Annotated in this window: 19 protein-coding genes and 1 pseudogene; 18 read left to right on the top strand and 2 right to left on the bottom strand. The window is 48.1% G+C overall.

All coding sequences use genetic code 11. The features are described 5' to 3' along the window. The first annotated feature begins 1 nt into the window (after window position 1). From G5S52_RS12770 to purF, 8 genes and pseudogenes are all read left to right on the top strand, one after another. On the top strand, window positions 2-1027 hold the full coding sequence (locus tag G5S52_RS12770; protein ID WP_002537796.1) for an aspartate-semialdehyde dehydrogenase: 1026 nt from the start codon (window positions 2-4) through the stop codon (window positions 1025-1027). Between the two features lie 233 nt (window positions 1028-1260). Further along, window positions 1261-5445, top strand: coding sequence for a FimV/HubP family polar landmark protein (locus G5S52_RS12765; RefSeq protein ID WP_165014081.1), 4185 nt, complete (start codon window positions 1261-1263; stop codon window positions 5443-5445). 277 nt (window positions 5446-5722) lie between these two features. Then, entirely contained in the window at window positions 5723-6517 is a 795-nt protein-coding gene (gene truA / locus G5S52_RS12760; protein ID WP_002537793.1) for a tRNA pseudouridine(38-40) synthase TruA, read from the top strand. A 239-nt stretch (window positions 6518-6756) separates the two neighbouring features. After that, complete coding sequence (gene accD, locus G5S52_RS12755) at window positions 6757-7683, top strand: acetyl-CoA carboxylase, carboxyltransferase subunit beta (protein ID WP_046306163.1); 927 nt, start codon at window positions 6757-6759, stop codon at window positions 7681-7683. A 94-nt stretch (window positions 7684-7777) separates the two neighbouring features. Next, window positions 7778-9045 (top strand): annotated as a pseudogene (gene folC, locus G5S52_RS12750) (bifunctional tetrahydrofolate synthase/dihydrofolate synthase). 2 nt (window positions 9046-9047) lie between these two features. Then, window positions 9048-9584 (top strand): SPOR domain-containing protein, encoded by a 537-nt coding sequence (locus G5S52_RS12745; protein WP_165014079.1) that lies wholly within the window; start codon window positions 9048-9050, stop codon window positions 9582-9584. Window positions 9585-9647: 63 nt separating this feature from the next. Next, window positions 9648-10139, top strand: coding sequence for a colicin V production protein (cvpA, locus tag G5S52_RS12740; RefSeq protein WP_046306156.1), 492 nt, complete (start codon window positions 9648-9650; stop codon window positions 10137-10139). A 77-nt stretch (window positions 10140-10216) separates the two neighbouring features. Further along, window positions 10217-11731 carry an amidophosphoribosyltransferase gene (purF, locus tag G5S52_RS12735; protein ID WP_165014077.1) on the top strand — a complete coding sequence of 505 codons (1515 nt, stop codon included), beginning with the start codon at window positions 10217-10219 and terminating at the stop codon, window positions 11729-11731. 258 nt (window positions 11732-11989) lie between these two features. Here the strand turns inward: purF and G5S52_RS12730 are convergent, their stop codons facing one another. Both G5S52_RS12730 and G5S52_RS12725 read right to left on the bottom strand, forming a co-directional pair. After that, entirely contained in the window at window positions 11990-12589 is a 600-nt protein-coding gene (locus G5S52_RS12730) for a Yip1 family protein (protein ID WP_002537783.1), read from the bottom strand. A 343-nt stretch (window positions 12590-12932) separates the two neighbouring features. Next, window positions 12933-13823: a LysR family transcriptional regulator gene (locus G5S52_RS12725; protein ID WP_165014075.1), complete on the bottom strand. Its 891-nt coding sequence runs from the start codon at window positions 13821-13823 to the stop codon at window positions 12933-12935. A 298-nt stretch (window positions 13824-14121) separates the two neighbouring features. Here G5S52_RS12725 and G5S52_RS12720 point away from each other — a divergent pair, with 298 nt between their 5' ends. The 10 genes from G5S52_RS12720 (at window position 14122) to G5S52_RS12675 (ending at window position 24524) form a co-directional block, all read left to right on the top strand. Further along, window positions 14122-15177: a response regulator gene (locus G5S52_RS12720; protein ID WP_165014073.1), complete on the top strand. Its 1056-nt coding sequence runs from the start codon at window positions 14122-14124 to the stop codon at window positions 15175-15177. Window positions 15178-15398: 221 nt separating this feature from the next. Beyond that, window positions 15399-15896, top strand: a complete 498-nt coding sequence (gene rfaH, locus G5S52_RS12715) for a transcription/translation regulatory transformer protein RfaH (RefSeq protein ID WP_165014071.1) — start codon at window positions 15399-15401, stop codon at window positions 15894-15896. Window positions 15897-15978: 82 nt separating this feature from the next. Then, the gene (locus G5S52_RS12710) at window positions 15979-17064 is read left to right on the top strand and encodes a Wzz/FepE/Etk N-terminal domain-containing protein (RefSeq protein ID WP_165014069.1); all 1086 of its coding nucleotides are present in this window, start codon (window positions 15979-15981) and stop codon (window positions 17062-17064) included. 20 nt (window positions 17065-17084) lie between these two features. Further along, window positions 17085-18275 (top strand): UDP-N-acetylglucosamine 4,6-dehydratase, encoded by a 1191-nt coding sequence (locus G5S52_RS12705; RefSeq protein ID WP_165014665.1) that lies wholly within the window; start codon window positions 17085-17087, stop codon window positions 18273-18275. 9 nt (window positions 18276-18284) lie between these two features. Then, window positions 18285-19436, top strand: coding sequence for a LegC family aminotransferase (locus G5S52_RS12700; protein WP_165014067.1), 1152 nt, complete (start codon window positions 18285-18287; stop codon window positions 19434-19436). A gap of 94 nt (window positions 19437-19530) precedes the next feature. After that, window positions 19531-20712: a UDP-N-acetylglucosamine 2-epimerase gene (neuC, locus tag G5S52_RS12695; protein WP_165014065.1), complete on the top strand. Its 1182-nt coding sequence runs from the start codon at window positions 19531-19533 to the stop codon at window positions 20710-20712. Between the two features lie 3 nt (window positions 20713-20715). Continuing rightward, window positions 20716-21789 (top strand): N-acetylneuraminate synthase, encoded by a 1074-nt coding sequence (gene neuB, locus G5S52_RS12690; protein ID WP_165014063.1) that lies wholly within the window; start codon window positions 20716-20718, stop codon window positions 21787-21789. Further along, entirely contained in the window at window positions 21782-22450 is a 669-nt protein-coding gene (locus G5S52_RS12685; RefSeq protein WP_165014061.1) for an acetyltransferase, read from the top strand. The genes neuB and G5S52_RS12685 overlap by 8 nt, the downstream gene beginning before the upstream one ends. 13 nt (window positions 22451-22463) lie before the next feature. Continuing rightward, window positions 22464-23525: a nucleotidyltransferase family protein gene (locus G5S52_RS12680; protein ID WP_165014059.1), complete on the top strand. Its 1062-nt coding sequence runs from the start codon at window positions 22464-22466 to the stop codon at window positions 23523-23525. Next, on the top strand, window positions 23526-24524 hold the full coding sequence (locus tag G5S52_RS12675) for a Gfo/Idh/MocA family protein (protein ID WP_205743891.1): 999 nt from the start codon (window positions 23526-23528) through the stop codon (window positions 24522-24524). The last annotated feature ends 2 nt before the right edge of the window (window positions 24525-24526 follow it).

The raw sequence follows: 24526 nt of genomic DNA, 5'->3' as shown, positions 1-24526 counted from the left end.
CATGACACAAGAATTCGATGTGGCTTATGACGTCGCTGTTTTAGGTGCTACAGGCGCAGTAGGGCGCACCATTATCGAGGTGTTGGAAGAGCGTAAATTCCCTGTGCGCAACCTTCACTTGCTGGCAAGTGAGCGCAGTGCCGGTGAAACCATCCGTTTTAACGGTAAAAGTGTCCGCGTGAAAAACGTGGAAGACTTTGACTGGAGCCAGGTTCAAATCGCCCTGTTCTCAGCGGGTGCTGAATCTTCTGACCGTTGGGCTCCTATTGCTGCAGATGAGGGCGTGGTGGTTATCGATAACACCTCACGTTTCCGTTACGAATACGATGTTCCGCTGGTCGTGCCAGAAGTGAACCCGGAAGCAATTGCGGATTTCCGTAACCGTAACATCATCGCGAACCCTAACTGTTCGACCATCCAAATGCTGGTGGCACTGAAGCCAATTTACGATGCTGCAGGTATTGAGCGTATTAATGTGGCAACCTACCAGTCAGTATCTGGTTCAGGTAAGAAAGGCGTTGATGAGCTGGCAGGCCAGACAGTGAAACTGCTGAACAGCCAGGAAGCAGAGCCAAGCACTTACAAAAAGCAGATTGCGTTTAACTGTCTGCCACATATTGATGAGTTCATGGACAACGGCTACACCAAAGAAGAAATGAAAATGGTGTGGGAAACCCAGAAGATCCTTGGTGACGATTCCGTCGCGGTAAACCCGACCTGTGTTCGCGTGCCTGTGTTCTATGGCCACGCTGAAGCCGTACACATTGAATGTCAGCAGCCGTTGGATGCCACCGAAGCGATGGACCTGCTATCCCGTGCTGAAGGCGTTGAAGTGTACTACGGCGAAGATTACCCAACGCAGGTAAAAGAAGCGACAGGTAAAGACCATGTGATGGTCGGCCGTGTACGCAACGACATCAGTCACCCGAACGGTTTGAATATGTGGGTGGTTGCTGACAATGTCCGCAAAGGCGCAGCGACAAACTCAGTGCAAATTGCTGAACTTCTGATCCGCGATTACCTGTAATCATTCCTGATTTATTCAACCTAACAGCCGGCAGCAGTGATCTGTTGCCGGTTGTTTGATCACAAAACACAGTTTTATCTCTTCACACTACAGTTTTCAGCTGGGCTTCCGATATAGTTAGGGAAATAACCAGTAATATCAATCGCAGCAGGTGTTTAACGCCTTACCTCCCAACGACTTCAGTAGGGAAACGCGCCGCGATTGTGAAAAGCCTTTTATTCTGCCATAGGGGAATGCGGGCAGTGTCTGACCCAGATTTTTATAACGCGATGAAGCGAACTCTTTTTTCATACTTATCAGGTGGTCGTCTCGGCAAAGCGCTTGTCGTCTCGTCTTTATTGCTGAGCCTCGGTGTTCCGTTCTCTGCGCAGTCTGCTATTCGTATTCTTGGCCCGGTGGAAGAATCTCCTCCGCCTAACGCGACTGCACCTCTGGCTCAACAAAATCAGGCGCCACTATCTTCGGTGAACCGACGCCAATCTGTTGGTCCAACCCGAGACACCGACACCCTTTGGTCTATCGCGTCACGCTATCAGCCAAACAACTCTGTGACTGTCTATCAGACTATTGGCGCTATTTTCCGCCTCAATCCAGGCGCGTTCGAAGATGCCAATATTCACGGTCTGGTTCCTGGCAGTACTTTGGTGATGCCAACCCTGACGGAAATTCGCCGCGAAAGTACGGATGACGTCGCAAGTCGCCTGCAAATTGATCAGGCGCGCAAAGACGCACAACGTGTTGCTAACCAGCCTTTGAGTCAGCAAGTTACAGCACCTGCTGCCACACCAAAACCTGCGCCTAAGCCAGCGCCGAAACCTGAACCTGCAATGGTAGAAACTGCGAAGCCTGAAATGGAAGCCGTTGAAACGGAAACCATGGCTGAGAAAAAGCCAATGCAAGAGCAGGAGATGATGGAGCCCGAAGGGGACACATCCGGTGCACCAGCTAAACCAAACATGTCTACCGTTCAGAATCAGATTAATGAATCTGACCTGCAAATGGGCAAGCTGGTAGAAAGTAACCACATCCTCAAAATCCGTCTGGCTGAAGTTCAAAATGAACTGGCAGCACTGAAAGACCAAATGTCGGCAGATGAAGAGCTCACCGAAGAAATTCGCGAGTTCCTCGAAATCCAGCGCATGCGTCAGGCTCAGATGGAAATGAAGGAGCCTTCTTTCTTTGAATCCCTGATGGCAAGCCCACTGATGTTGGCGACCATGGCAATTATCCCTGCATTGTTAGTGATTGGTGCTGCCGCCTTCTTCATCATGCGTCGTCGTAAAGATGAAGATGTTGATGTGGAAGAACCGGAAGGGTTAGATGGCGAAGATCCGGAACTTGACGCTGTAATGGTGGCGGACGATGACACCGATGAACTGGTTCTGGAAGATGACGAACTCGAAGTTACCGATGATATCGATGCCGATCAGCTCTTTGGCGATGACATGGGCGATGATCTTGATGACATTAACCTGTCAGACACCCTTGAGCTTTCCGAAGAACCGGAAGAGGGTGGCCTCGACATTGATGCAGATACTGACCTGACATCGAATCTGGATGTTGGCTTGGATGATGAGTTCGATACCAGCACTGATTTAGATATCGAAGCCAACACTGACGGTGCAATCGGCCTTGAAGACATGGAGCGCGCGCTTGATGAAATGTCTTCCCAACCAGAAGAGTCCGAGCTGAGCCCAGATGAAGCACTCGCAGCAATGTGGGAGCAATCCCTGAGCGGCGGTGACGATGAAGAAGTTGATGACATTGACGCTCTGTTGAATGCAGAGCAGTCGGGTGACAGCGAAGAGGTCGCAGCGCAAGAAACAGAGTCAGAAGATATTGAACCCGCTCCAGAAGCACCGGAAGAAGAGGCTTCAGAGGGTGATCTTGAAACCAACGAAGCCCTGTTCGACAAGGTGCTGGATGATGAGCCTGAAGTGGATTTGTCTCAGGACATCGACCTCTCTGATGACGATATCGATGACCTTATTGGTGATACGGCGGCGCCAGAGCCAGAGCCAGAGCCAGAGCCAGAAGAGAGCGCAGATGACACAGCCATGTTGGACGGGCAGCTCGATGAAGACATTGATCTCATCAGCGATGGCGTCTCTGAAGATGAAGATATTGCCGATCCGGACGCGCTTCTGGATGAAATGCTGGGCGATGATCTGATTGATGAAGATGGCAATACGGTTGAGGCAGAAGTAAAAGACGACATCGATGATTTGTCACTGGACACTGAGCCAGAAGCTGATCTGTCTGAGACGGATGCTTTGCTTGATGAACTGGTCAGTGAAGATGACGACATCGATCCGCTGGATGAAAGCGCACTACTTGACGAGTCTATCGATGAAGATGACCTGTTGAGTGATGTGCTGGGTGACTCGGAAGAGCAGGAAGACGTTGATCTTGGCGAAACCGATGTACTGCTTGACGAACTGATTGATGATGGTGACACACTAGAAGACGAAAGTGCGTTACTTGATGAAGTCCCTGACGATGACTTGCTCGGTAATGACCTCGAAGTTGATAGTGAACTTGATATCGATAATGAGCTGGATATCGATAACGAACTCGATATTGATGGCGATCTTCTCGCGGAGGGTGCTGAAGAAAGTTCAGTCGATGCGTTGGATGATGTCCCTGAGGCAGCAGACGAACTGGATATTTCAGAGCCAGACATGGCTGAAGAGATGTCTGCGGCTTCGGACGAAGAGCATGCTGAATCAGAGGAGTCTTTAGTTGCTGACGACACAGAGGCGCTTGATGAGCTGAACGCTCTCGTTGAAGAAACCCCTGATAACCTTGAGGTAGAGCCGGAGGCGTCTGAATCTGATTTGGAATTGCTTGACGATGTTCTTGAGCAGGAAGAGCACACAGGCGATGAAGCCTCTCAAGATGACGAGCCTTTAGCAGAAGATACGGCGATTGAAGAGCCAGAGGCCACTGCTGATGACTTAGAGCTTCTCGACAGCCTGTTGGATGAAGAAACGACTTCTGAAGACTTTGAGCAAGCTGACGTAGAACCAGCCGATCTGGAACAGCCAGAGCAAACGTCAGCTGAGTCAGAAGACATTGCTGATTCTGAAGAGGCGACAGATGCTGAAGACCTCATTGCAGATGAAGCACTGGATTTGGAGAGCGCTGAGCCAGAAACAGAAAGCACCGAGCCAGAAGTTGAACTTGAAGCGCCTGAATTACCTGATCAAGAGCCTGAGGACCTTGCATTAGAGGAAGAGCCTCAAGACGCTTTTGAAGCAGAAGCAGAAGCAGAAGCAGAAGCAGAAGCAGAAGCAGAAGCGCCGTTGGATTTGTCTTCTTTACCGGAATATGACGAAGAGGCGGCGTTAGCGGACAGTGAAGGTGAGCCAGAGACAACCAGCGATTCGCTCCCTGAAGAAGACGACACGCCGCTGGATTTAGATAATCTGCCTGAATACACCGAAGAGGATGCCGCGCAGGAATATGACGTTGAACTGCCAGCTTCTCAGGAAACTCTGCCAGAAGAAGCAGAAAGCGACCTTGAGGACATTCAAGCACTTCAAGATGAACTGAGTCAGGAAGAGCAAGAAACAGAGGCTGATTCAGACGCACAAGCCTTCACTGCCACTGAGCCAAATACCCTTGCGTTCCCGAAAGTGGAGCCTATTGGGCTTGACGAGTTGGGTGAGTTTGACGAAGAGGATGCCTTATCAGCAGCGTTAGATGAACAGCGGGAACTGGAAGAGTTCTTGCCTCAGTCCCAAGATGAAGGCTTCACACAATCTTCCGCACCGGTTTCGCAAGCGCCGTACCGCGCGGCAGAGTTGGACGACCTGGCTCAGCTGGATGATGACGATCATCAGGTTGCTGGGCTTAATATGGAAGCGTTGCTTTCAGAAGAGTTGGATGATGAACACTCAGGGCTCGGTGATTTCAGTACTGAAGAGCTCGACATTCCGGAAGAAGAAACGGATGTATGGAGTGCTGAGCAGGCACCAGAGCCGGAGCTTGAAAGCGAAGATTGGTCTCAGCAGCCGGAAGTTTTGGGTGATGATATCAAGTCTATGGATCTGGAAGGTGACTTGGACGGTTTGCTGGACGATGTGGAAAGCGAACTGGTTGAAGAGTCGTCTCCGAGTGAGGATTACATCAGCATCGATGATCTGATGAAAGATGACGGTGCACCTCAGGAAGACCCTGATTCACTGAAGATGGATTTAGATGTCGGTTTGGAAGACTTCCCTGATGTACTGAGTGATATCCAACCAGCAGATGTAGACAGCAGTGGTGAAGCAGCAACTAATATGGATCTGGCGAAAGCCTACCTCGAGATGAACGATGTAGACGGCGCAATTCAGCTTCTGGAGAAGGTGATGCAAAGCGGCGATGCCAACCTCAAGGATGAAGCCAGATTGATGATAGAGAAGCTCAACTAAACAGGTGAAAATTAAAATGGCGGGTTATCCCGCCATTTTTATGCCTGACACTTTGGGTATATACCCAAACAACCTGAAGACGCTCGCATTGAGGGCCTCCCTTTGGGCGAGTTGACTGACGCTGTGCTCTTTGTTGTTCCTTTTTGATGGAGGTGACTACACCTACAAAGGAACGCCGCGATCACAACGCCAGTCAATCTCGCTGAATCCTGCATTTTCAGGTCGTTTGGGTATATAATGCGCCGCCTTAGATAACCAGCAATACAGAGAAAACACGATGAGAATTGCCCTGGGTGTGGAATACGACGGTGCGAAATTTTATGGTTGGCAACGCCAGCGTGAAGTACCGAGCGTTCAGGAACACCTTGAAAAAGCCCTGTCCAAAATCGCCAATCAGCCTATAGAAGTGCAGTGCGCTGGCCGCACCGATGCTGGCGTACACGGCACAGGTCAGGTTGTTCACTTCGATGTTGAAGGCTCAAGACCGCTTCGTGCGTGGACAATGGGCGTCAATACGCATTTGCCAGATGCCATTGCCGTGCGTTGGGCCAAAGAAGTACCAGACGAGTTTCACGCCCGCTTTACTGCCACTGCACGTCGTTATCGCTACGTTATTTACAACCACGCGTTGCGTCCGGGCATCCTGCGTCATGGTGTTAGCCACTACCATGGTGAGCTGGATGAAAAACTGATGCATGAAGCGGCACAGTATTTATTGGGCGAGAATGATTTCACTTCTTTCCGTGCTGCTCACTGTCAATCAAACAGTCCATGGCGAAATGTTCACCATATAAATGTGACTCGTCAGGGTTGTTACGTGATCATTGATATCAAGGCCAATGCATTCGTTCACCATATGGTGCGAAACATTACAGGCAGCCTGATTGCCGTTGGTCGCAAGGAACAAAAACCTGAGTGGCTGAAATGGCTACTGGAAATCAAAGATCGCAACTTAGCGGCGGCGACAGCTAAAGCAGAAGGATTGTATCTGGTAGAGGTCGACTATCCGGCGGAATATGAATTGCCATCCTCGCCGGTGGGTCCGCTGTTTCTGCCGGACGAACAACTGTAACCAGCAAAGCGTCGAGGAAAATCGCCTCTTCGTTACAAAGCAAAGTAGACAGAAGTGGGACTAACAATAGGTAGTACCAGTTTTTTGTCCAAAGTCTTAACAAGTTGTGTTTTAATTCTTCGTTGAATTCGTAGATATCAAGGCCACTTGCCCATCTCTGCACAGACCGCGTTCATGGTGAGCGAAACAGTGCATGGTAATGATGTAAGCGGCGGGTGCTCCAATACAAAAGGTCGTTCATGAGCTGGCTTGAAAAAATTCTGACAAAAAGCAATATCGGTTCTTCACGTAAGGCTTCGATTCCTGAAGGCGTCTGGACCAAGTGTTCGTCTTGCGAACAGGTGCTGTACCACGCAGAACTTGAGCGTAACCTGCACGTGTGTCCAAAGTGTGACCACCACATGCGCATGAGCGCACGCAAGCGTCTGGAAACCTTCCTTGATGAAGGTAACCGCGTAGAAATTGGTGATGAGCTGGAGCCGAAAGACCTGCTCAAATTCCGTGATTCAAAGAAATACAAAGACCGCATCTCAGCGGCGCAGAAATCAAGTGGCGAAAAAGATGCTCTAATCGTCATGAAAGGTGAGCTGCTGGGCATGCCAGTGGTTGCTGCTTCTTTTGAATTTGCCTTTATGGGTGGTTCAATGGGCGCTGTTGTCGGTGCGCGTTTCGTAAAAGCGGTGGACGCAGCCATTGAAAATAACTGTGGCTTGGTTTGTTTCTCTGCAAGTGGCGGCGCGCGTATGCAAGAAGCGCTGATGTCGCTGATGCAAATGGCGAAAACCAGTGCAGCGCTTGAGCGTTTGTCTGCAAAGGGCCTGCCTTTTGTATCTGTACTGACTGACCCAACTTTTGGTGGTGTCACTGCAAGCTTTGCGATGTTGGGCGACGTGAACATCGGTGAGCCAAAAGCACTGATCGGTTTCGCAGGCCAGCGTGTTATCGAGCAAACCGTGCGTGAGAAACTGCCAGAAGGTTTCCAGCGCAGTGAATTCCTGCTGGAACACGGTGCCATTGATATGATTGTCGACCGTCGTGAAATGCGTCAGCGAATCGGTGGTCTTTTAGCGAAGATGACTAATCAAGAGTCTCCATTGGTGGTATCTGTCGATAAACCATTGGAAGGCGAAGTGGTTGAAGCGGAGCCAGTGGACGATAACGAATAAGTGTCCCACAAATAAACATCAAAAGAGCGCCTTATGGCGCTCTTTGTCTTTTAACTGATATGATTGAAGCATTGGACAATAGAATAGATTACAAATGTCAGAACTCATTTCTCCGGGTGCAAATTCACCACTGTCTGCATGGTTGCAGTACCTTGAATCTCTTCATACCAGCGCGATTGACTTAGGCCTAGACCGCGTTTCTCTGGTTGCGAACAAAGGCAAGCTGACCAAACCAGCGCCAACAGTCATTACGGTAGCCGGCACCAATGGCAAAGGTTCGACTTGTGCCATTATCGAAACCATTCTTCTCAAGGCGGGTTATAAGGTTGGCGTTTACAGCTCTCCTCATTGGTGCGTTATAACGAGCGCGTGCGCATTAACGGGCAAGAGCTGGATGACGAGAGACACTCGGAAGCTTTTGCCGCGATTGAAGCGCTGCGAGGTGATACGAGTCTTAGCTTCTTTGAGTTCGGCACATTGTCAGCACTTTGGCTGTTCCAGGATAACCAGGTTGATGTGGTGGTACTGGAAGTTGGCTTAGGTGGCCGCTTGGACGCCACAAATGTCGTTGACCACGATGTATCGGTGATCACCAGTTTGGCACTGGACCATGTAGATTGGCTGGGTGATGACATCGAAGTGATTGGCTTTGAGAAAGCAGGGATCTTCCGCGCGGGTAAACCTGCAGTGTGTGGTCAGCCAGAGCCACCTGCAAGCGTTGCTGCCCATGCTGATGATATCGGGGCTAATCTCCATCAGGTGGGTTACCAGTTCACCTATGAAAAGGAAGGCGATGTGTGGCATTGGCAATGTGGCGCATTTGATTTGCGCGATTTACCCGTACCTAACTTGCCGCTGCCAAATGCCGCAACGGCGCTGATGGCGTTGGGCTTATCTGAGTTGGAAGTGACTGATGAACACATCGTTGATGGTTTGCAGTCAGTCAAACTGGCAGGCCGAATGGAACGCGTTTCTGAGTCTCCATTGATTTTGATGGACGTGGCGCACAACCCACATTCAGCGGCTTACCTGGCGAAACAGATTCATGAACTGAAAGACGCGGCGAATGGTAGCGTACATGCTGTCGTCGCCATGCTACATGACAAAGACATCGCCGCTACGGTCGAGGAAATGAAGCCTGTTGTGGATCGCTGGTATCCCGCTTCGCTTGCTGGTCCTCGCGCAGCTTCTTGGGAAGAAATTACTTCTCACCTACCTGATGGTGTTGAAGGCTTTGCATCTCCAACGCAGGCTTTTGAGAAAGCAAAAGCGGCGTTGGACTTTCATGGTGACATCCTCATCGTGTTCGGTTCATTCCATACCGTCGGTGAAATCGCCGACCACCTCCAAAAACAGGAGTAAACGTGGCAACCCAGTTTCAAAACCGCTTGGTCGGGACGCTCATTCTGGTTTCTCTGGGCGTGATTTTCCTCCCCGATGTATTTGATGGCGAGAAAGCACATTACGAAGAAAGCTATCAAGCTATTCCATTGCGTGAAGAAGTCGACGAGTCCGTGCTGGCAGAACCTGTTCAAGCACCGGAAGAGGTCGAAAGTTTTATGCCGCCGGAATCGCCAGTCATGGTGACCATCGACGAACCAGAGACGTCGCCGGCTTCTGTAGAGGCCTCCAAACCAAAAGATGGCTATGTCGATTCTGCTTGGGTGATCCGTCTCGGCACCTTCCGCAATATCGACAATGCCAAAAACCTGGTATCTACGCTCCGCAGTAAAGGCTATCCCGCTCAACTAATGCCGCGTGATATTCAGGAAGGTGAATTGGCCCGTGTCGAGGTAGGCCCTGATATCTCAAAAGAAAAACTTGAGTCGATGACTGCAGATTTAGAGTCTTTGACCGGATTGAAAGGCCAACTGCTTAGATTTAACCCACTCAACCCATAAGAAAACGTTTGCGTCGTCATTTTTTCTGTTAAAATGCGCGCGAATCGCTCAGATGATTAAAAGATGAATTGGATAGATTACATCATTATTGGCGTGATCAGCTTCTCTGCTCTGATTAGCTTGGTCCGCGGTTTTGTAAAAGAAGCCTTGTCGCTGGTGATATGGTTTGGTGCCTTCTTTGTTGCGAGCAACTTCTACCCGCAACTGGCTGCCTACTTTACAAATATTCATGACGAAATGATTCGAAACGGTGCGGCGATAGCGGCGCTGTTTATTGCCACCCTGATTGTTGGCGCGGTTGTCAACTACGTGATTGGTCAGTTAGTACAAAAAACTGGCCTTTCAGGCACAGATCGCGTGTTGGGGATTGTTTTCGGGGGAATTCGTGGCGTATTGATTGTCGCGGCACTACTGTTTTTCCTCGATGCCTTTACCAGCTTGGCGAACTCTCCAGAGTGGAAACAATCACAGTTAATCCCTAAATTTGGGGTAGTGATTGAGTGGTTTTTCTCTTATTTGGAGCAAAGCTCCAGCTTTCTGCCTAAGGTGATCTAAGGTTTTCCCGCGGCAAGCTTCGCGGGCAAACCCACAAGTTCCCTGGGCTCAATTTCGCGTTACAAGGAACAGCATACATGTGTGGGATTGTTGGGATCGTGGGCGAGACCCCGGTTAATCAGTCAATTTACGATGCGTTGACAGTACTTCAGCACCGTGGTCAGGATGCGGCAGGGATTGTCACCATTGACGATAACCGTTTCCGCCTGAGAAAAGCGAACGGCCTGGTCAAAGATGTTTTCCAACTGAAGCACATGCAAAGACTGCAGGGAACCGTGGGAATTGGCCATGCCCGTTACCCAACGGCAGGTAGCTCCAGTGCTTCCGAAGCGCAGCCATTTTACGTGAACTCCCCTTATGGCATCACGCTGGCGCACAATGGTAACCTGACCAATGCCAATCAACTGCGTGAATCTCTGTTTGAACAAGACCGTCGTCACCTCAACACCACCTCAGATTCCGAAGTTCTCCTCAATGTTCTTGCTCACCAAATTGACAATGTAGCCTCTAAAAAACTCACCGAAGAAGATGTGTTCAAAGCGGTTCGTGAATTGCACGCACAAGTGACCGGTGGCTACGCGGTGGTAGCGATGATTATTGGCCATGGTCTGATTGCTTTCCGCGACCCACATGGTATTCGTCCTCTTTGCTTGGGCAAGCGTATAGTGAATGGCCGTGAAGAGTACATGGTGGCTTCAGAGTCTGTGGCGCTCGATGCTGTCGGCTTTGATTTCGTGCGCGATATTGCGCCGGGCGAAGCTGTTTACGCTACGTTTGATGGCCGACTGTTTACCCGCCAATGTGCTGACAACCCTGCGTTGTCCCCATGTATCTTTGAGTTTGTTTACTTTGCACGTCCAGACTCGTTCATCGACAAGATTTCTGTGTATGGTGCGCGAGTTAACATGGGCCAAAAACTCGGCGCAAAAATCCGCCGCGAGTGGGATGATCTGGATATCGACGTTGTTATCCCAATTCCGGAAACCTCTTGTGACATCGCACTGGAAATCGCGCAGGTGCTGGAAAAGCCTTATCGTCAGGGTTTCGTGAAGAACCGTTATGTCGGCCGTACCTTCATCATGCCGGGTCAACAGCAACGTCGCAAGTCAGTGCGTCGTAAGCTCAATGCAATCCGCTCGGAGTTCAAAGATAAGTCGGTACTGCTGGTGGATGACTCGATTGTTCGTGGTACCACGTCTGAGCAAATCATTGAAATGGCACGTGAAGCAGGCGCGAAGCGTGTTTACATGGCGTCAGCGGCACCAGAAATTCGATTCCCGAACGTTTATGGCATCGATATGCCAAGCGCGAATGAGCTGATAGCACATGGTCGAGAAGTCGATGAAATTTGCCAAATCATTGGTGCTGATGGACTAGTTTTCCAAGATTTGACCGATTTGGAAGAAGCAGTACGCGAAGGCAACCCCGATATCAAACGATTTGAAAGCTCGGTATTTAGCGGTGACTATGTGACCAGTGATATCAACCAGGAATACTTGGATTATCTGGAAAGCCTGCGTAACGATGAATCTAAAGCGGTTCGTGAACAGCAGCAAGAATTGGCGAATCTCGAAATTTACAACGAGAGTTAACTTATACCAATCGTAGTAAATATCTGCTCATCCTAGCTTGTTAAAATGCTCGATAACTGCGTTGAAAAATTTGATTGTAGAATAACTACTTATCGAAATTTTCCGCCTTGTTCTCTAGCATTTTTCCTGCGCTATCTCTGATCACCTACTTACTGTGATTGGTATTAAGCGTCTTTTACAGAAAAGCTTCCAATAAAAAACGCGGCATTAAGCCGCGTTTTTTAATTTTCATCCTATTCAATGTTTGGACGAATCCATTTACTGAACAAACATTGGGCCGAAACCGACATTCCACATGATGACTGAGCTGGCAAGAATGGCAACCAGCAAAACCAGTCCACAGGTCACAACCGAGCTTGCGTAAATAAAGCCTCGCTCTTCAGGTATGTGCATGATGATGGGAACGCCCGTGTACAGAAGGTACACAGAGTAGGCGATACCTGCTAAGCCAACCAGCATCACAAACCAGACCACTGGATACAGTGCTGCGAGTCCAACCATGAAAATTGGCGTGGCTGTGTAAGCAGCCAATTCGAGTGCTTGCGTATAAGTGGGTGTTGACCCAAACGTACGGCTCATCCAAAGGGTCAGATACGCGAGTGCCATTACGCCGGTGATTAGTGCAAAGTACATGGCGCAGGCGATAATAATTGCGCTTTGTTGCGTGAGGAAAATTGGATCGCCAACACCAATCTGCCAGCCGATATGAACGCTAGAGTAATAGGCGCAGATAGGTGGAATTAGCGCCATAATAGCTGCGTGTCCAAGACTGTTCACCGTGCCTTCATGGCGATCGTCTATGTTTTTCCACTCTTCTTTCGGGTGAGTATAAAGGCCGAGCAAATGTCCCAGAATCATAGGTCGCTCCTTCCTGTGCAGTAACCAGTAGTTATACCAATCGTAGTAAATATCTGCTCATCCTAGCTTGTTAAAATGCTCGACAACTGCGTTCAAAAATTTGAATGTAGGATAACTACTTATCGAATTTTTCGCCTTGTTCTCGAGTGTTTTTCCTAGGCTATTTCTGATCACCTACCTACTGTGATTGGTATTAGTTATACGCAACAGCGATACTTGAACGATCGCTTTGTTACATACTAATAACATTAGGTGCTGAGCAGCGTCGTTAGCAAGTTTTAGCCACCAAAAGTATGGTGGTTTTTTAATCACTTATCGAATCTGGGACACTTGGTGATCAAGCTCACCCTTCTTTGCTTTCAGAGTGAAAATAAGAGAGTGAAAAGTCGATAAAAGCACGAAGTTTATCTGGATGATGCGTTTTATCGTGATACATCAGAAAGATATCCCTGGGCTCTGTCGTCCAATCCGGGAGAATTTGCACTAGTTCTCCAGAGGCGATGTCTTTTTGAACCAATACATCGGGAATAAGGGCGATGCCTAGCCCATCTTTCGCGGCGGCTCTCACCACGCGTAGCTCAGAGGCTTCAAAGCGTCCTTGTTGGGAAATACTCAGTTGCTGACCGTTTAGATTGGAAAGACGCCATTTCATCAAAGGCCATCCTTTCAATAAAGGATGTTTTTCTAAATCACTGGCATCCAAAACAGGGGCACTGGAAGAGAGATAATTGGGGCTTGCTATCAGGATGTCTCGGACCGTGTGAAGCTTTCTGGCGATCATCGAGGAATCGCGTTGAGGGCCAATTTTAATGAACGCGTGTTTATCATCCTGATTTGGTTGAGCGGCATCGCTGTAGAGTGACAAATCGATTTTGATGTCGGGGAACGCTACCAAGAAAGCGCTTAGCATCGGCTGAAGTAGCTTCATCGCAATATTGGAAGGAGCAGCGAGGCGAAGGGTTCCAGAGGTACCCTGGCAACTTTCTGAAAGGTTCTCTGTCGCCTCTACCAATTGTTCCAACAGCGGCGAACATCGGTCATAGAAGCTTTGCCCTGCTTCTGTAAGCGACAATTTTCTTGCGTCTCGATGAAGCAGTTTAATTTTAATGTCTTCTTCCAGCGCTTGAATCCGGCGGGTCAGCGTGGCAACAGGGATCCCCGTCTTTTTTGACGCCAGCGTGTAGCTTCCATTTTCGACGATTAGCCGGAAAAGATTGAGATCATCTAATTTCATTGGGTTTCACTGAGTTGCGATGCTGTTCAATAAAAAGCGGTATTTTAGCTATTTCAAATTAACATGGCCCTTTTTTCGTTGTCTCATATCAATAAGCAGGACGCTAATGGTGGTCTGAAGGTAAAGAAAGATAGAAGATATAGGAATTATTTTCTTATCTGGATACAGAAAGTTAACGACTTTTGCGTTGTCTATTGCGTGCTAGTGTCAACCTGAGGTGGATTTTCAAACTATCCTAGTAGTAACGAAATTGCCGTACTAGACACAAGCAAGGCAAGAGGAAACAGGAGAACATATTGTGTTGGAAGGAAAAGAAGTTCTCATTGTTGAAGATGATCCTGTATTTAGCCGGATCATTGGTAGCTTTCTTCGCAAAGAAGGCTGCGTCGTCAGAGAAGCTGAAAACGGACTGGATGGATTAAAAGCGCTGAGAGAAGGCATTCCGGATTTACTACTCAGTGATCTCTCTATGCCTGTAATGACAGGTCTGGAGTTCGTCGAAGAAGTCAGCTCAGAATACCCTATGGTGCCAGTGATTGTGATCTCCGGCACGGGTGGCATGTCTGATGTCGCGCAAGCGCTACGCTTTGGCGTTAAAGATTTTCTGATCAAACCTATCGAAGACATCATGGTCGTCAAATCAGCCATTATCTCTGTGTTGGAAGATGCCGATGGTGGCGTAAGTAGCGATGCAGATTTCTCGCAGCAGTGGTTTAAAGTTTCTCAAGATGGCGACCAACCACTAACCGAAGAACTGAAATGGCACCTCGAAGATTTGTTGGACAACCCAGGTAGTGCAAGAGACTTGCTGATGGGGTTAATGCCTGATCAAGATTCTCAACAAGGTGATTGGCGCTTGTCTTATCATTCTTTGCAGTCAGCAGACAGTAGCCCAGTGGTACTTGATTACACCTGGATGATGGACGGCCAGATGGCGTTTTACATGGTAGACAGCGCCTCCGCAGGACAAAATGGTACTGCAACGACGCTAATGATCCGTGCCTTTTTCAACGAGTATCTTCGCTCGCAAGATGCTGACGAACGTGGTTTCGTGCATCTTGTCCACCAAATTGAGCATGCGATAAAACGTTCGACATACGCCAGCCCAATCCGCGCTATGTTTGGCATTCTGAATGCTGCCGACAACCAGCTTGATGTGTTGTCTGCTGGGCTCAATGCCGTCGTCGATGGCTCCGGCAAAGCGCTCCTCGTCAAAAACGACAACTTACTAGGTATTGACGCATCCAGTATGCGATTCCAAACCATTGACTTATCTGGTGGTAGTGTCCGCGTGTCTCTCAGTGAGATTGGTCTAACTAGCTTTAGCTTGGACATCCAAAGACTAAGTGCATAATTCGTAAACATCATTATCAAAAAAAACCGCCGAATCAGGCGGTTTTTCTTTGTCCTTTGAAAAAAACTCAATCCCTGCAATCCAAACTATGAAGCAGAGCAGACTATTTACGCAGTTGAGGGCTGTATGCTTGCTGCGCCAAGGCCAGCCTAATATACTCTTGAGTTGCTTCGCAAAGACGATGCAAAACTGGCTAGCAATGTAATCGACGAGAACAAGAAATGAATCCATGGTATCTGCTCTATTGTAAACGCAGCGAGCAACAACGCGCTGAGCAGCACCTTAAACGACAAGGCGTCGATTGTTACTATCCCCAGGTGACAGTAGAAAAAATCCGCCGAGGAAAGCGATCCAGTGAATTGGAGCCGCTCTTTCCTAATTATGTATTCGCTTCCTTTGATCCTGAAAAAATCTCATACACTACCGTGCGTTCAACGCGTGGTGTGGTTGACTTCGTTCGACAGGGGGCAGTGCCAACCCTAGTGCCTGTAGAGCTAATCACCCATCTAATGTCCCATGAAGATAGCGATGAGCAGCGTGAAGCACTGGGCGATGTGTTCAAACCTGGTGACCAAGTGGAAGTGCTCTCGGGTCAATTTGAAGGGACAGACGCAATATATAAAGAGGCTGACGGGGAATTGCGTTCGATATTGTTGATCAACCTGATCAGCCGTCAGGTTGAAGTATCAACGGAAAACAAGGCGCTTCGTAAGAAGTAGTCAAACCAAACATAGATGCTATCGCGTACTTTGGGAGCGACACCTAAGGGCGGTAGCGTGTCAAATTTTGTAAGGGATTCTAGTGGAAAAAGACAACAACAACCTTAGATTAGCTGCAAACTCCAATGGTGAAATAGATATTGATTTATTGGTAAGAATTGTAAAGAAAAGTAAATTAACTGTGCTTTCTTTTTCGGGATTGTTTTTTATTTTATCTATGCTTTATGTTGCTACTGCTCAAGAGTATTGGACATCTGAAGCCATAGTTTCAAAACCATTGCCACAGGAAATTTTTGAATTTCGAAATCAAGTGAATAAGTTCAAATCATTTTTTGTCAAAGACTCTGCCGATGAAACCGAAAAGGTTGTAGATGATGAGCTTGGTGAGCTATCTGACGGTGGTGAGATTTTTAAGAAATTTATAGTTCTTTTTAATTCAAATAGTATAAAGAAGTCATTTTTTGAAAGTAACGAAATGGCTATATCCATTAAAGATAAGGCCGGATTGGGAAATGATGCTATTTTTAATGAGGTGTGGTTTAAAAGGATTTCTGCTACTCCAGTAAACAAAAAAGATAAAAGCTCTTATGTTTTGAGATTTCAATCCACAAGTCAAGAGTCTAGTCTTAAATTATTAGAAGATTACATAAGCTATGTGAACTCAAAACTTAGTCTTAGGCTTGTCAATTCTCTGAATGCTCTTATTGCAACTAAGGAAGTGGAACTAGAAGCAGCTATGAATATAGTAAGTGCTCAGGCGAAAAAAAAGTTAGAGATGAAAATTGACGAGGCGAGCCTAGCTTTGAAAATAGCCACCACTGTAGGCATATCGCAACCGCTAAAAAACTACACGAGTAAAGAAGACTTTAATGTAAGTCAAGGTTCGAAAAGTATAGAAGCTCAAATCCAGGCATTGCGAGAATTGAAAAACCTCAGTGTTGTTGAGCCAGAGTTGGCAACTTACAGTGCGAAACTGTCCGAGATAAGAAGTATTAAGATTGAAAGAGATAATCAATTTTATACATATTTCTATCTGGAAGCTCCTAAATATGAATTATCCCCTGACTCTCCTAAATCACTATTAATTATTTTTGGTGGAACAATTCTTGGACTTTTTGTAGGTTTTATTGCCTCGATATTTCTCGCATTTAGACGAAATGAAAAGTAAGTTTGATTTTAACTAATGAGGTGCTCATGATTCTGAGCCTGATAGGAAGAAGCGAAGAGCTCTTCGCTTCTGACATAATTTCCCGTGACTCCGATTTAAAGACAATCGTTAGTAGTTCTCGTTTCCTAGTTCTTGGTGGCGCAGGCTCAATTGGCCAAGCGGTGACAAAAGAGATCTTCAAGCGTCATCCGAAAAAGCTTCATGTTGTCGATATCAGTGAGAACAACATGGTGGAATTGGTGCGCGATATTCGCAGCTCATTCGGCTACATTGATGGTGACTTCCAAACCTTTGCTCTTGACATTGGCTCAGTCGAGTACGACGCGTTCATTAAAGCCGATGGTCAGTACGACTATGTGTTGAACTTGTCTGCGCTCAAGCATGTGCGTAGTGAAAAAGACCCGTTCACGCTGATGCGCATGATTGATGTCAACGTGTTCAACACCGACAAAACCATTCAGCAGTCGATTGATGCGGGCGTGAAAAAATACTTCTGCGTATCAACCGATAAAGCGGCGAACCCAGTCAACATGATGGGCGCTTCTAAACGCATCATGGAAATGTTCTTGATGCGCAAGAGCGAGCAAATTGCGATTTCTACTGCGCGTTTCGCCAACGTGGCATTTTCCGATGGCTCTTTGCTGCATGGCTTTAACCAGCGCTTGCAAAAGAATCAGCCGATTGTGGCGCCAAACGACATTAAGCGTTACTTCGTGACGCCACAAGAATCAGGCGAGTTGTGTCTGATGTCGTGCATTTTTGGTGAAAATCGTGACATCTTCTTCCCGAAACTGAGTGAAGCACTACACCTGATCACCTTTGCTGACATTGCGGTGAAATACCTCAAGCAGCGCGGCTATGAGCCACACTTGTGCGCGGATGAAGATGAAGCGCGTGAGCTGGTGCATACCCTCCCGGCACAAGGCAAATGGCCATGTTTATTCACCGAAAGTGACACCACGGGTGAGAAAGATTTCGAAGAGTTCTTTACCGACAATGAAACCCTCGACATGGCGCGCTTTGACAACCTTGGCGTGATAAAAAATGAGCCGCTTTACGAGCCAGAGAAACTGGCCTTGTTTGAGTCGACCATCGCGCAGATGAAAACCGATCGCGTTTGGACTAAAGAGCAAATTGTTGAGCTGTTTTTTGCCATGATCCCAGACTTTGGTCACAAAGAGACAGGCAAGTACCTCGACGGCAAGATGTAAGGAATGAGCATGAAACCATCCTCGATTGTCGAGTTTGTTCGCGACACTTACCAAACCAACGATTTCATTCCGTTGCACGCCCCAACCTTTAATGGCAATGAAAAAGCGTATGTGATGGAAACCATCGACAGTACTTTCGTCTCTAGCGTAGGTAAATTTGTCGACGATTTTGAACACAAAATGGAAGCCTTTACTGGCACAGCGAAAGCAGTGGCAACCGTCAATGGGACCGCGGCCCTGCATGCGGCGCTGTATATGGCTGGCGTGGAACGTGGTGATTTGGTTGTGACCCAAGCGCTGACGTTTGTCGCGACCTGTAACGCGCTTTACCACATGGGCGCAGAGCCGATTTTTGTTGATGTATCACCGGTGAGCCTTGGCTTGTGTCCAAAAGCACTGGAGCACTACCTTGAGGAACATGCAGAAATTACCGCGCAAGGCTGTGTTCATAAAGGCCGCAAACAGCGCATTAAAGCGGTGGTGCCAATGCACACGTTTGGCCATCCGGTAGAATTGGATGAGCTGCTCGCTGTGTGTCATAAGTGGCAACTTGCGCTAGTAGAAGATGCCGCTGAAAGCCTTGGCTCATTCTACAAAGGCAAGCACACCGGTACATTGGGCGAGTTTGGTGCAGTCAGTTTTAACGGCAACAAGATCATCACCACAGGTGGTGGTGGTATGGTGCTGTGTCGCGATCTGGAAGATGGCAAACGAACTAAGCACGTCACTACGACCGCGAAAGTACCGCATCCTTTTGAGTTTTACCATGATGAAGCGGGTTTTAACTACCGCATGCCAAATCTCAATGCCGCGCTGGGTTGTGCGCAGATGGAGGTGTTGGAAAGCTACTTGCAGCAAAAGCGCGTGTTAGCCGCACGTTATCAAGACTTTTTTGCTGGCGGTGACTTTGCGTTTGTTACCGAGCCAAGTTACGCGCAGTCGAACTATTGGCTTAATGCGGTGATTTGCCCAGACAGTGACATGCGCGATGCGCTGCTAGCGGGCACGAATGAGGCCGGGGTGATGACCCGTCCAATTTGGCAGTTGATGCACCGTTTGCCGATGTTTGCCGATGCGCCGCGTGGCGATTTAACTCAGTCGGAATATATAGAAGCGCATTTAGTTAACTTACCGAGCACTCCTGTGCTGTTGGCAGGCTAACGCTGAGCACTAGGTAACGCGTTGGTAATGATTTGCCCAGCTAGACTGGGCTTTTGCCACCTGCTGCATAAAACAGAACCAAGGAGCGAATGACATGGCGTCAGCGCACAAAACGAAAGTCGCGGTGTTTACCGGTACAAGAGCAGAATATGGCCTGCTCTTTTGGCTTTTAAGAGACATCCAAAATGATCCTGAATTGCAATTGCAGTTGCTGGTTTCAGGCATGCACTTATCGCCAGAGTTTGGTGAAACTTATCAACAGATCGAGCGAGATGGCTTCACCATTGATGAGAAAATTGAGATCTTACTCTCTTCTGATTCAGCGGTAGGTACAGCGAAAAGCATGGGCTTAGGGGTACTCGGTTTTGCCGATGCCCTGGCGCGTTTAGCGCCGGATGTACTCGTGATATTAGGCGATCGTTTTGAAGCCTTAGCCGCGGCGCAAACCGCGATGATTTTACGCATACCTATTGTGCATCTGCATGGGGGCGAGATCACCGAAGGCGCGTACGATGACGCTATTCGCCACGCTATCACCAAACTCAGTTATCTGCACGGCACCTCAACCGAAGAGTACCGTCAACGCGTGATCCAGCTTGGCGAAGCGCCAGAGCGCGTGCGTAACGTTGGGGCTATTGGTCTTGACCACCTTAAACGTGCGCAATTTATGTCGGTAGCAGAGTTGAGTGAGTCGCTTAACTTCCCCCTGAATAAACCCTATTTTTTGGTCACTTATCATCCGGTTACCCTTGGTAATGAAGCACCAGAAGCCTCTTTCCAAGCCCTGCTTGACGCACTTGATGCGCACTCTGATCACCAAGTAATTTTGACCTACCCAAACGCCGATGACGGCGGTCGCCGCATTATTCCGCTGTTGGAAGCCTATGCCAAAGCGCAACCCGAGCGTGTGCTGGCGATTCCGTCATTAGGTCAAGTACGTTATTTGAGCGCGGTGAAGCATGCAGCAGCGGTAATTGGTAACTCATCCAGCGGCATCATTGAAGTGCCGGCTTTTGATGTGCCAACCATTGACATTGGCGCACGCCAGAAAGGACGTTTGGCGGCGAAAAGTGTCTTACATTGTGCGCCGACGCAAGAGGCGATCAGTGCAGCCATTGGCCAAGCCTTATCACGTAGCTATTGCCAAGCCGGTGAAGTGATCGATAACCCTTATGGGCAGGGTGACAGCGGCGGGCAGGTGATTGAGATGATCAAATCACTGCAGTTTGACCCATGTAAAACCTTTTTTGATGTCGCTTTTAAGCGAGTGGAGTAACCCATGACCCTAATTATTGCTGAAGCCGGTGTGAACCATAACGGCGATGAAGCCTTAGCGTTTCAGTTAGTCGATGCGGCACATCAAGCGGGCGCGGACATTGTGAAATTCCAAACCTTTAAAGCGAAAAACTTGGTGACCGAGCAGGCCAAACAAGCCGAATACCAAGTGACCAATACGCAAAAAGAAGAATCGCAATTGGCGATGCTGAGCCGACTAGAGCTGTCCTATGACGTGCATCATCAACTGGTGCAGCATTGTCAGTCGTTGGGGATTGAGTTTCTATCGACCGCATTTGATTCAGAAAGCCTCGCCTTTTTGGTCGATGATCTTGGCCTAAAACGTCTCAAGCTGCCCTCTGGCGAATTGACCAATGCTCCATTGATTCTTGAGCATGCGCGTACGGGCTGTGATTTGATTGTTTCTACAGGCATGGCCACCATGGCTGAAATAGAGACTGCGCTTGGCGTGATTGCCTTTGGCTATACCGCAGAGCCAGACGCTGAGCCATCATTGCAAGCGTTTCAAGAAGCCTACGCCTCTGAGTCGGGACAACAAGCGCTACAACAAAAAGTAACCATCTTACATTGCACCACCGAATATCCGGCACCAATAGAAGAGATAAACTTGCGCGTAATGGACACTTTGGGTTTGGCTTTCGGTTTACCCGCTGGTTACTCTGATCACAGTGAGGGGATCACTATTCCTATCGCAGCAGTCGCCCGCGGTGCAGTATTGATTGAAAAGCATTTTACCTTGGACAAAACCATGGAGGGACCTGATCATAAAGCTTCCCTTGAGCCGCATGAATTATCGTCGATGGTTACGGCCATTCGCCAAGTAGAAGTGGCGCTGGGTAGTCGGGTGAAATCACCGACGGTGTCGGAAGTTAAAAACAAAGCGGTAGCACGTAAAAGTTTGGTTGCGGCGCGCGCGATCAAAGCGGGTGAGGCTTTTGATGCCGATAATGTCACGATCAAACGTCCAGGCACAGGTCAATCGCCATATCATTACTGGGATTTACTTAAACGCCGTGCAGGAAAAGACTATCAAGTTGGAGACCTGATCCTTGAGTAAATTCGATAGACCGATTGTACTGATTGGCGGTGGTGGTCATGCGGCCATATTAGCCGACTTATTGCTGCGCCAAGGTGCGACGATTATTGCTGTGATTGCCCCTGATGAGATTGCCGAGCGAGCGCTGTTTGCTCAGCTATTGCGGGCGGGCACACTGCATTATCGCCAAGACAATGATATCGAACACTTTGCGCCAGAATCGGTCTATTTGGTTAACGGTTTAGGCATGATGCCCAAATCAAGTTTTCGCCAGCGTCTTAATCAAGACTTTCTTGCTAAGGGCTATCAGTTTGCCTCAGTTGTTGCGAGTAGTGCTGAGATCTCGCCATTTGCCACGCTTGAAAGTGGGGTGCAAATTTTGGCTGGAGCGATTGTACAAGCGGGGGCATATATTGGTGCGCACAGCATTATTAATAGCGCGGCATTGGTTGAGCACGATTGTGTCATAGGCGCTTATAATCACCTTGCGCCACGTGCGACCTTATGTGGACAAGTCGTCACCGGTAAGCAAGTTTATGTTGGAGCTGGCGCGACGGTAATTCAATGTTTGTCTTTGGGCGATGATGCCATTGTCGGCGCAGGCGCGGTAGTGACTCACGATTTAGCGGCTGCTCATATTGCGTATCCGGCGCGATCTATTATAAAAAAAATTGAAAATTAAGGAAAAGTGACCCATGAGCCATTGTTGGAACAATGTGTTGATTAAGCCAAACAACACCGTGCGAGATGCACTGGAAATCATCGACAATGAAGCCTTACGTGTGGTGTTAGTGGTCGACGATTCGCAGAGATTGCTTGGTGTGGTTACCGATGGCGATATTCGTCGTAGCTTATTGAAGTGCCTGCCGTTGACTGAAACCGTTGATAAGGTTATGAACACGGAGCCGACTTTTGCGCCAATTGGAACCTCACGTAGCAGTTTGATTGCTCTGATGGAGCAGCGAGGTATTTTATCGGTCCCTTTGATTGACAATGATGGCGTTGTGGTTGGTCTAGAAACATTACACGGCGCATTACACAAACCAAAGCATGCTAATCCAGTTTTCATCATGGCGGGTGGTTTTGGTACACGATTACGCCCATTAACTGATACTTGCCCGAAACCAATGCTAGAGATTGGCAAAAAGCCAATTTTGGAAACTCTGGTCCGCAGTTTTATCAAAGCTGGTTTTGAGAACTTCTATATCTCAACGCATTATATGCCAGAGGTAATTATGGCGCATTTTGGTGATGGGAGTGCGCTTGGTGTGAGTATCACTTACGTGCATGAAGATACGCCGCTGGGCACTGGAGGTGCTTTAGGGTTGCTGCCGAAGGACTTACCGAAAGATTTGCCACTGATCATGATGAATGGCGATGTACTAACCAACGTCGACTTTCAGCGTTTACTCGATTTCCATGTGGAAAGTGATGCAGATGCCACAATGTGTGTACGCGAGTATGAGTATCAAATTCCCTATGGAGTGATTAATGGTGAGGGGAAAAAAATCGTCGGTATGGTGGAAAAGCCGATCCAACGCTTTTTTGTCAATGCGGGCATTTATGTGGTTTCACCGCGTGTGGTTAACTCTGTACCAGCCAATCATCATATAGATATGCCTGCTTTGCTCGAGCAACATATGATTGAACGAGATAATATCATGATGTTCCCGATACATGAGTACTGGCTGGATATTGGGCGAATGGACGATTTTAATCGTGCCCAAGCAGATATCCATACACTAGGAATGGATTAAATGAGCGAACCTTCTTCAATTAATAAAGTTGCAGTAATTGGACTTGGAAGTATCGCTACCCGCCATCGGCGCAATCTAAAGCTTCTGTTCCCAAAAGCCAGATTATTGGCAATGTCAGCCAGTGGGAGGCTGCCTGAAGAGGTAATCAGCGATTGCGATCAGTTAGTTTCGAGTATCCAACAACTAATCTCGGAACAAGTGCAGTTTGTGATAGTGGCCTCTCCGGCGCCTTTTCATGCGCATCATGCGATTGAACTTATTAAAGCAAAGATCCCGGTACTTATTGAAAAGCCTTTGGCGACTAGTAGTGGAGATTGTTCGGCTATTAATGAAGCTGCAGCGCAAAATGGCGCCCTGGTTTCAGTTGGATACTGTTTACGCTACTTAAGCTCCGCAAGGAAGATGAAAGTGCTGTTTGACCAGGAGTTGCTAGGTGAATTGTACCATGCGCATATTGAGATTGGTCAGTACCTGCCTGATTGGCGTCCAAGTAAAGATTATCGACAATGTGTTTCAGCTCGTCCAGAACTTGGCGGAGGCGCACTACTCGAACTTAGCCACGAGTTTGATTATAGTCAATGGCTGCTTGGACCATTGGTGTTGCAACATGCGATATTGCGTTCTTCGAGCGAACTTGGACTCGATGTTGAAGATAGCGCGGACGTTATGACCACGACTGCTAAAGGCGCTGTGGTGACGGTGCATCTTGATTTCCTCCAGCGCCAAGCGTATCGCCGCTGCCGCTTTGTCGGTAACAAAGGTGTGGTTGAATGGGATCTCATCGGCAATGCGATTTACTTCACCGATGGGCAAGGTCGTCGAGTTCTGTATAGCGAGCCTGATTGGGACAAGAACCAAATGTATTTAGAAATGGTGCGTGATTTTGTTCGTGCCATTGACCAACAAGCCAATCAAGTAATCACCTTGCCTGAAGCTATCTTAAGTGTGTCTCTTATAGAACAAATTAAGAAACAGACTAAGCCTAACTCGATTAGTTAACG

Origin of the sequence: Grimontia sedimenti (genome assembly GCF_011045095.1) — a bacterium.
In the GTDB taxonomy this organism is placed as follows: Bacteria; Pseudomonadota; Gammaproteobacteria; order Enterobacterales; family Vibrionaceae; genus Enterovibrio; species Enterovibrio sedimenti.
Note: the sequence above shows the minus strand (reverse complement) of the source record. Positions and strands in the feature narration are given on the sequence as shown.

Excerpts from the sequence above, each read along its gene's own strand:
- G5S52_RS12770 (WP_002537796.1), top strand. The coding sequence starts at position 2 with ATGACACAAGAATTCGATGTGGCTTATGACGTCGCTGTTTTAGGTGCT.
- G5S52_RS12765 (WP_165014081.1), top strand. The coding sequence starts at position 1,261 with ATGCGGGCAGTGTCTGACCCAGATTTTTATAACGCGATGAAGCGAACT.
- truA (WP_002537793.1), top strand. The coding sequence starts at position 5,723 with ATGAGAATTGCCCTGGGTGTGGAATACGACGGTGCGAAATTTTATGGT.
- accD (WP_046306163.1), top strand. The coding sequence starts at position 6,757 with ATGAGCTGGCTTGAAAAAATTCTGACAAAAAGCAATATCGGTTCTTCA.
- cvpA (WP_046306156.1), top strand. The coding sequence starts at position 9,648 with ATGAATTGGATAGATTACATCATTATTGGCGTGATCAGCTTCTCTGCT.
- purF (WP_165014077.1), top strand. The coding sequence starts at position 10,217 with ATGTGTGGGATTGTTGGGATCGTGGGCGAGACCCCGGTTAATCAGTCA.
- G5S52_RS12730 (WP_002537783.1), bottom strand. The coding sequence starts at position 12,589 with ATGATTCTGGGACATTTGCTCGGCCTTTATACTCACCCGAAAGAAGAG.
- G5S52_RS12725 (WP_165014075.1), bottom strand. The coding sequence starts at position 13,823 with ATGAAATTAGATGATCTCAATCTTTTCCGGCTAATCGTCGAAAATGGA.
- rfaH (WP_165014071.1), top strand. The coding sequence starts at position 15,399 with ATGAATCCATGGTATCTGCTCTATTGTAAACGCAGCGAGCAACAACGC.
- G5S52_RS12700 (WP_165014067.1), top strand. The coding sequence starts at position 18,285 with ATGAAACCATCCTCGATTGTCGAGTTTGTTCGCGACACTTACCAAACC.
- neuC (WP_165014065.1), top strand. The coding sequence starts at position 19,531 with ATGGCGTCAGCGCACAAAACGAAAGTCGCGGTGTTTACCGGTACAAGA.
- neuB (WP_165014063.1), top strand. The coding sequence starts at position 20,716 with ATGACCCTAATTATTGCTGAAGCCGGTGTGAACCATAACGGCGATGAA.
- G5S52_RS12680 (WP_165014059.1), top strand. The coding sequence starts at position 22,464 with ATGAGCCATTGTTGGAACAATGTGTTGATTAAGCCAAACAACACCGTG.
- G5S52_RS12675 (WP_205743891.1), top strand. The coding sequence starts at position 23,526 with ATGAGCGAACCTTCTTCAATTAATAAAGTTGCAGTAATTGGACTTGGA.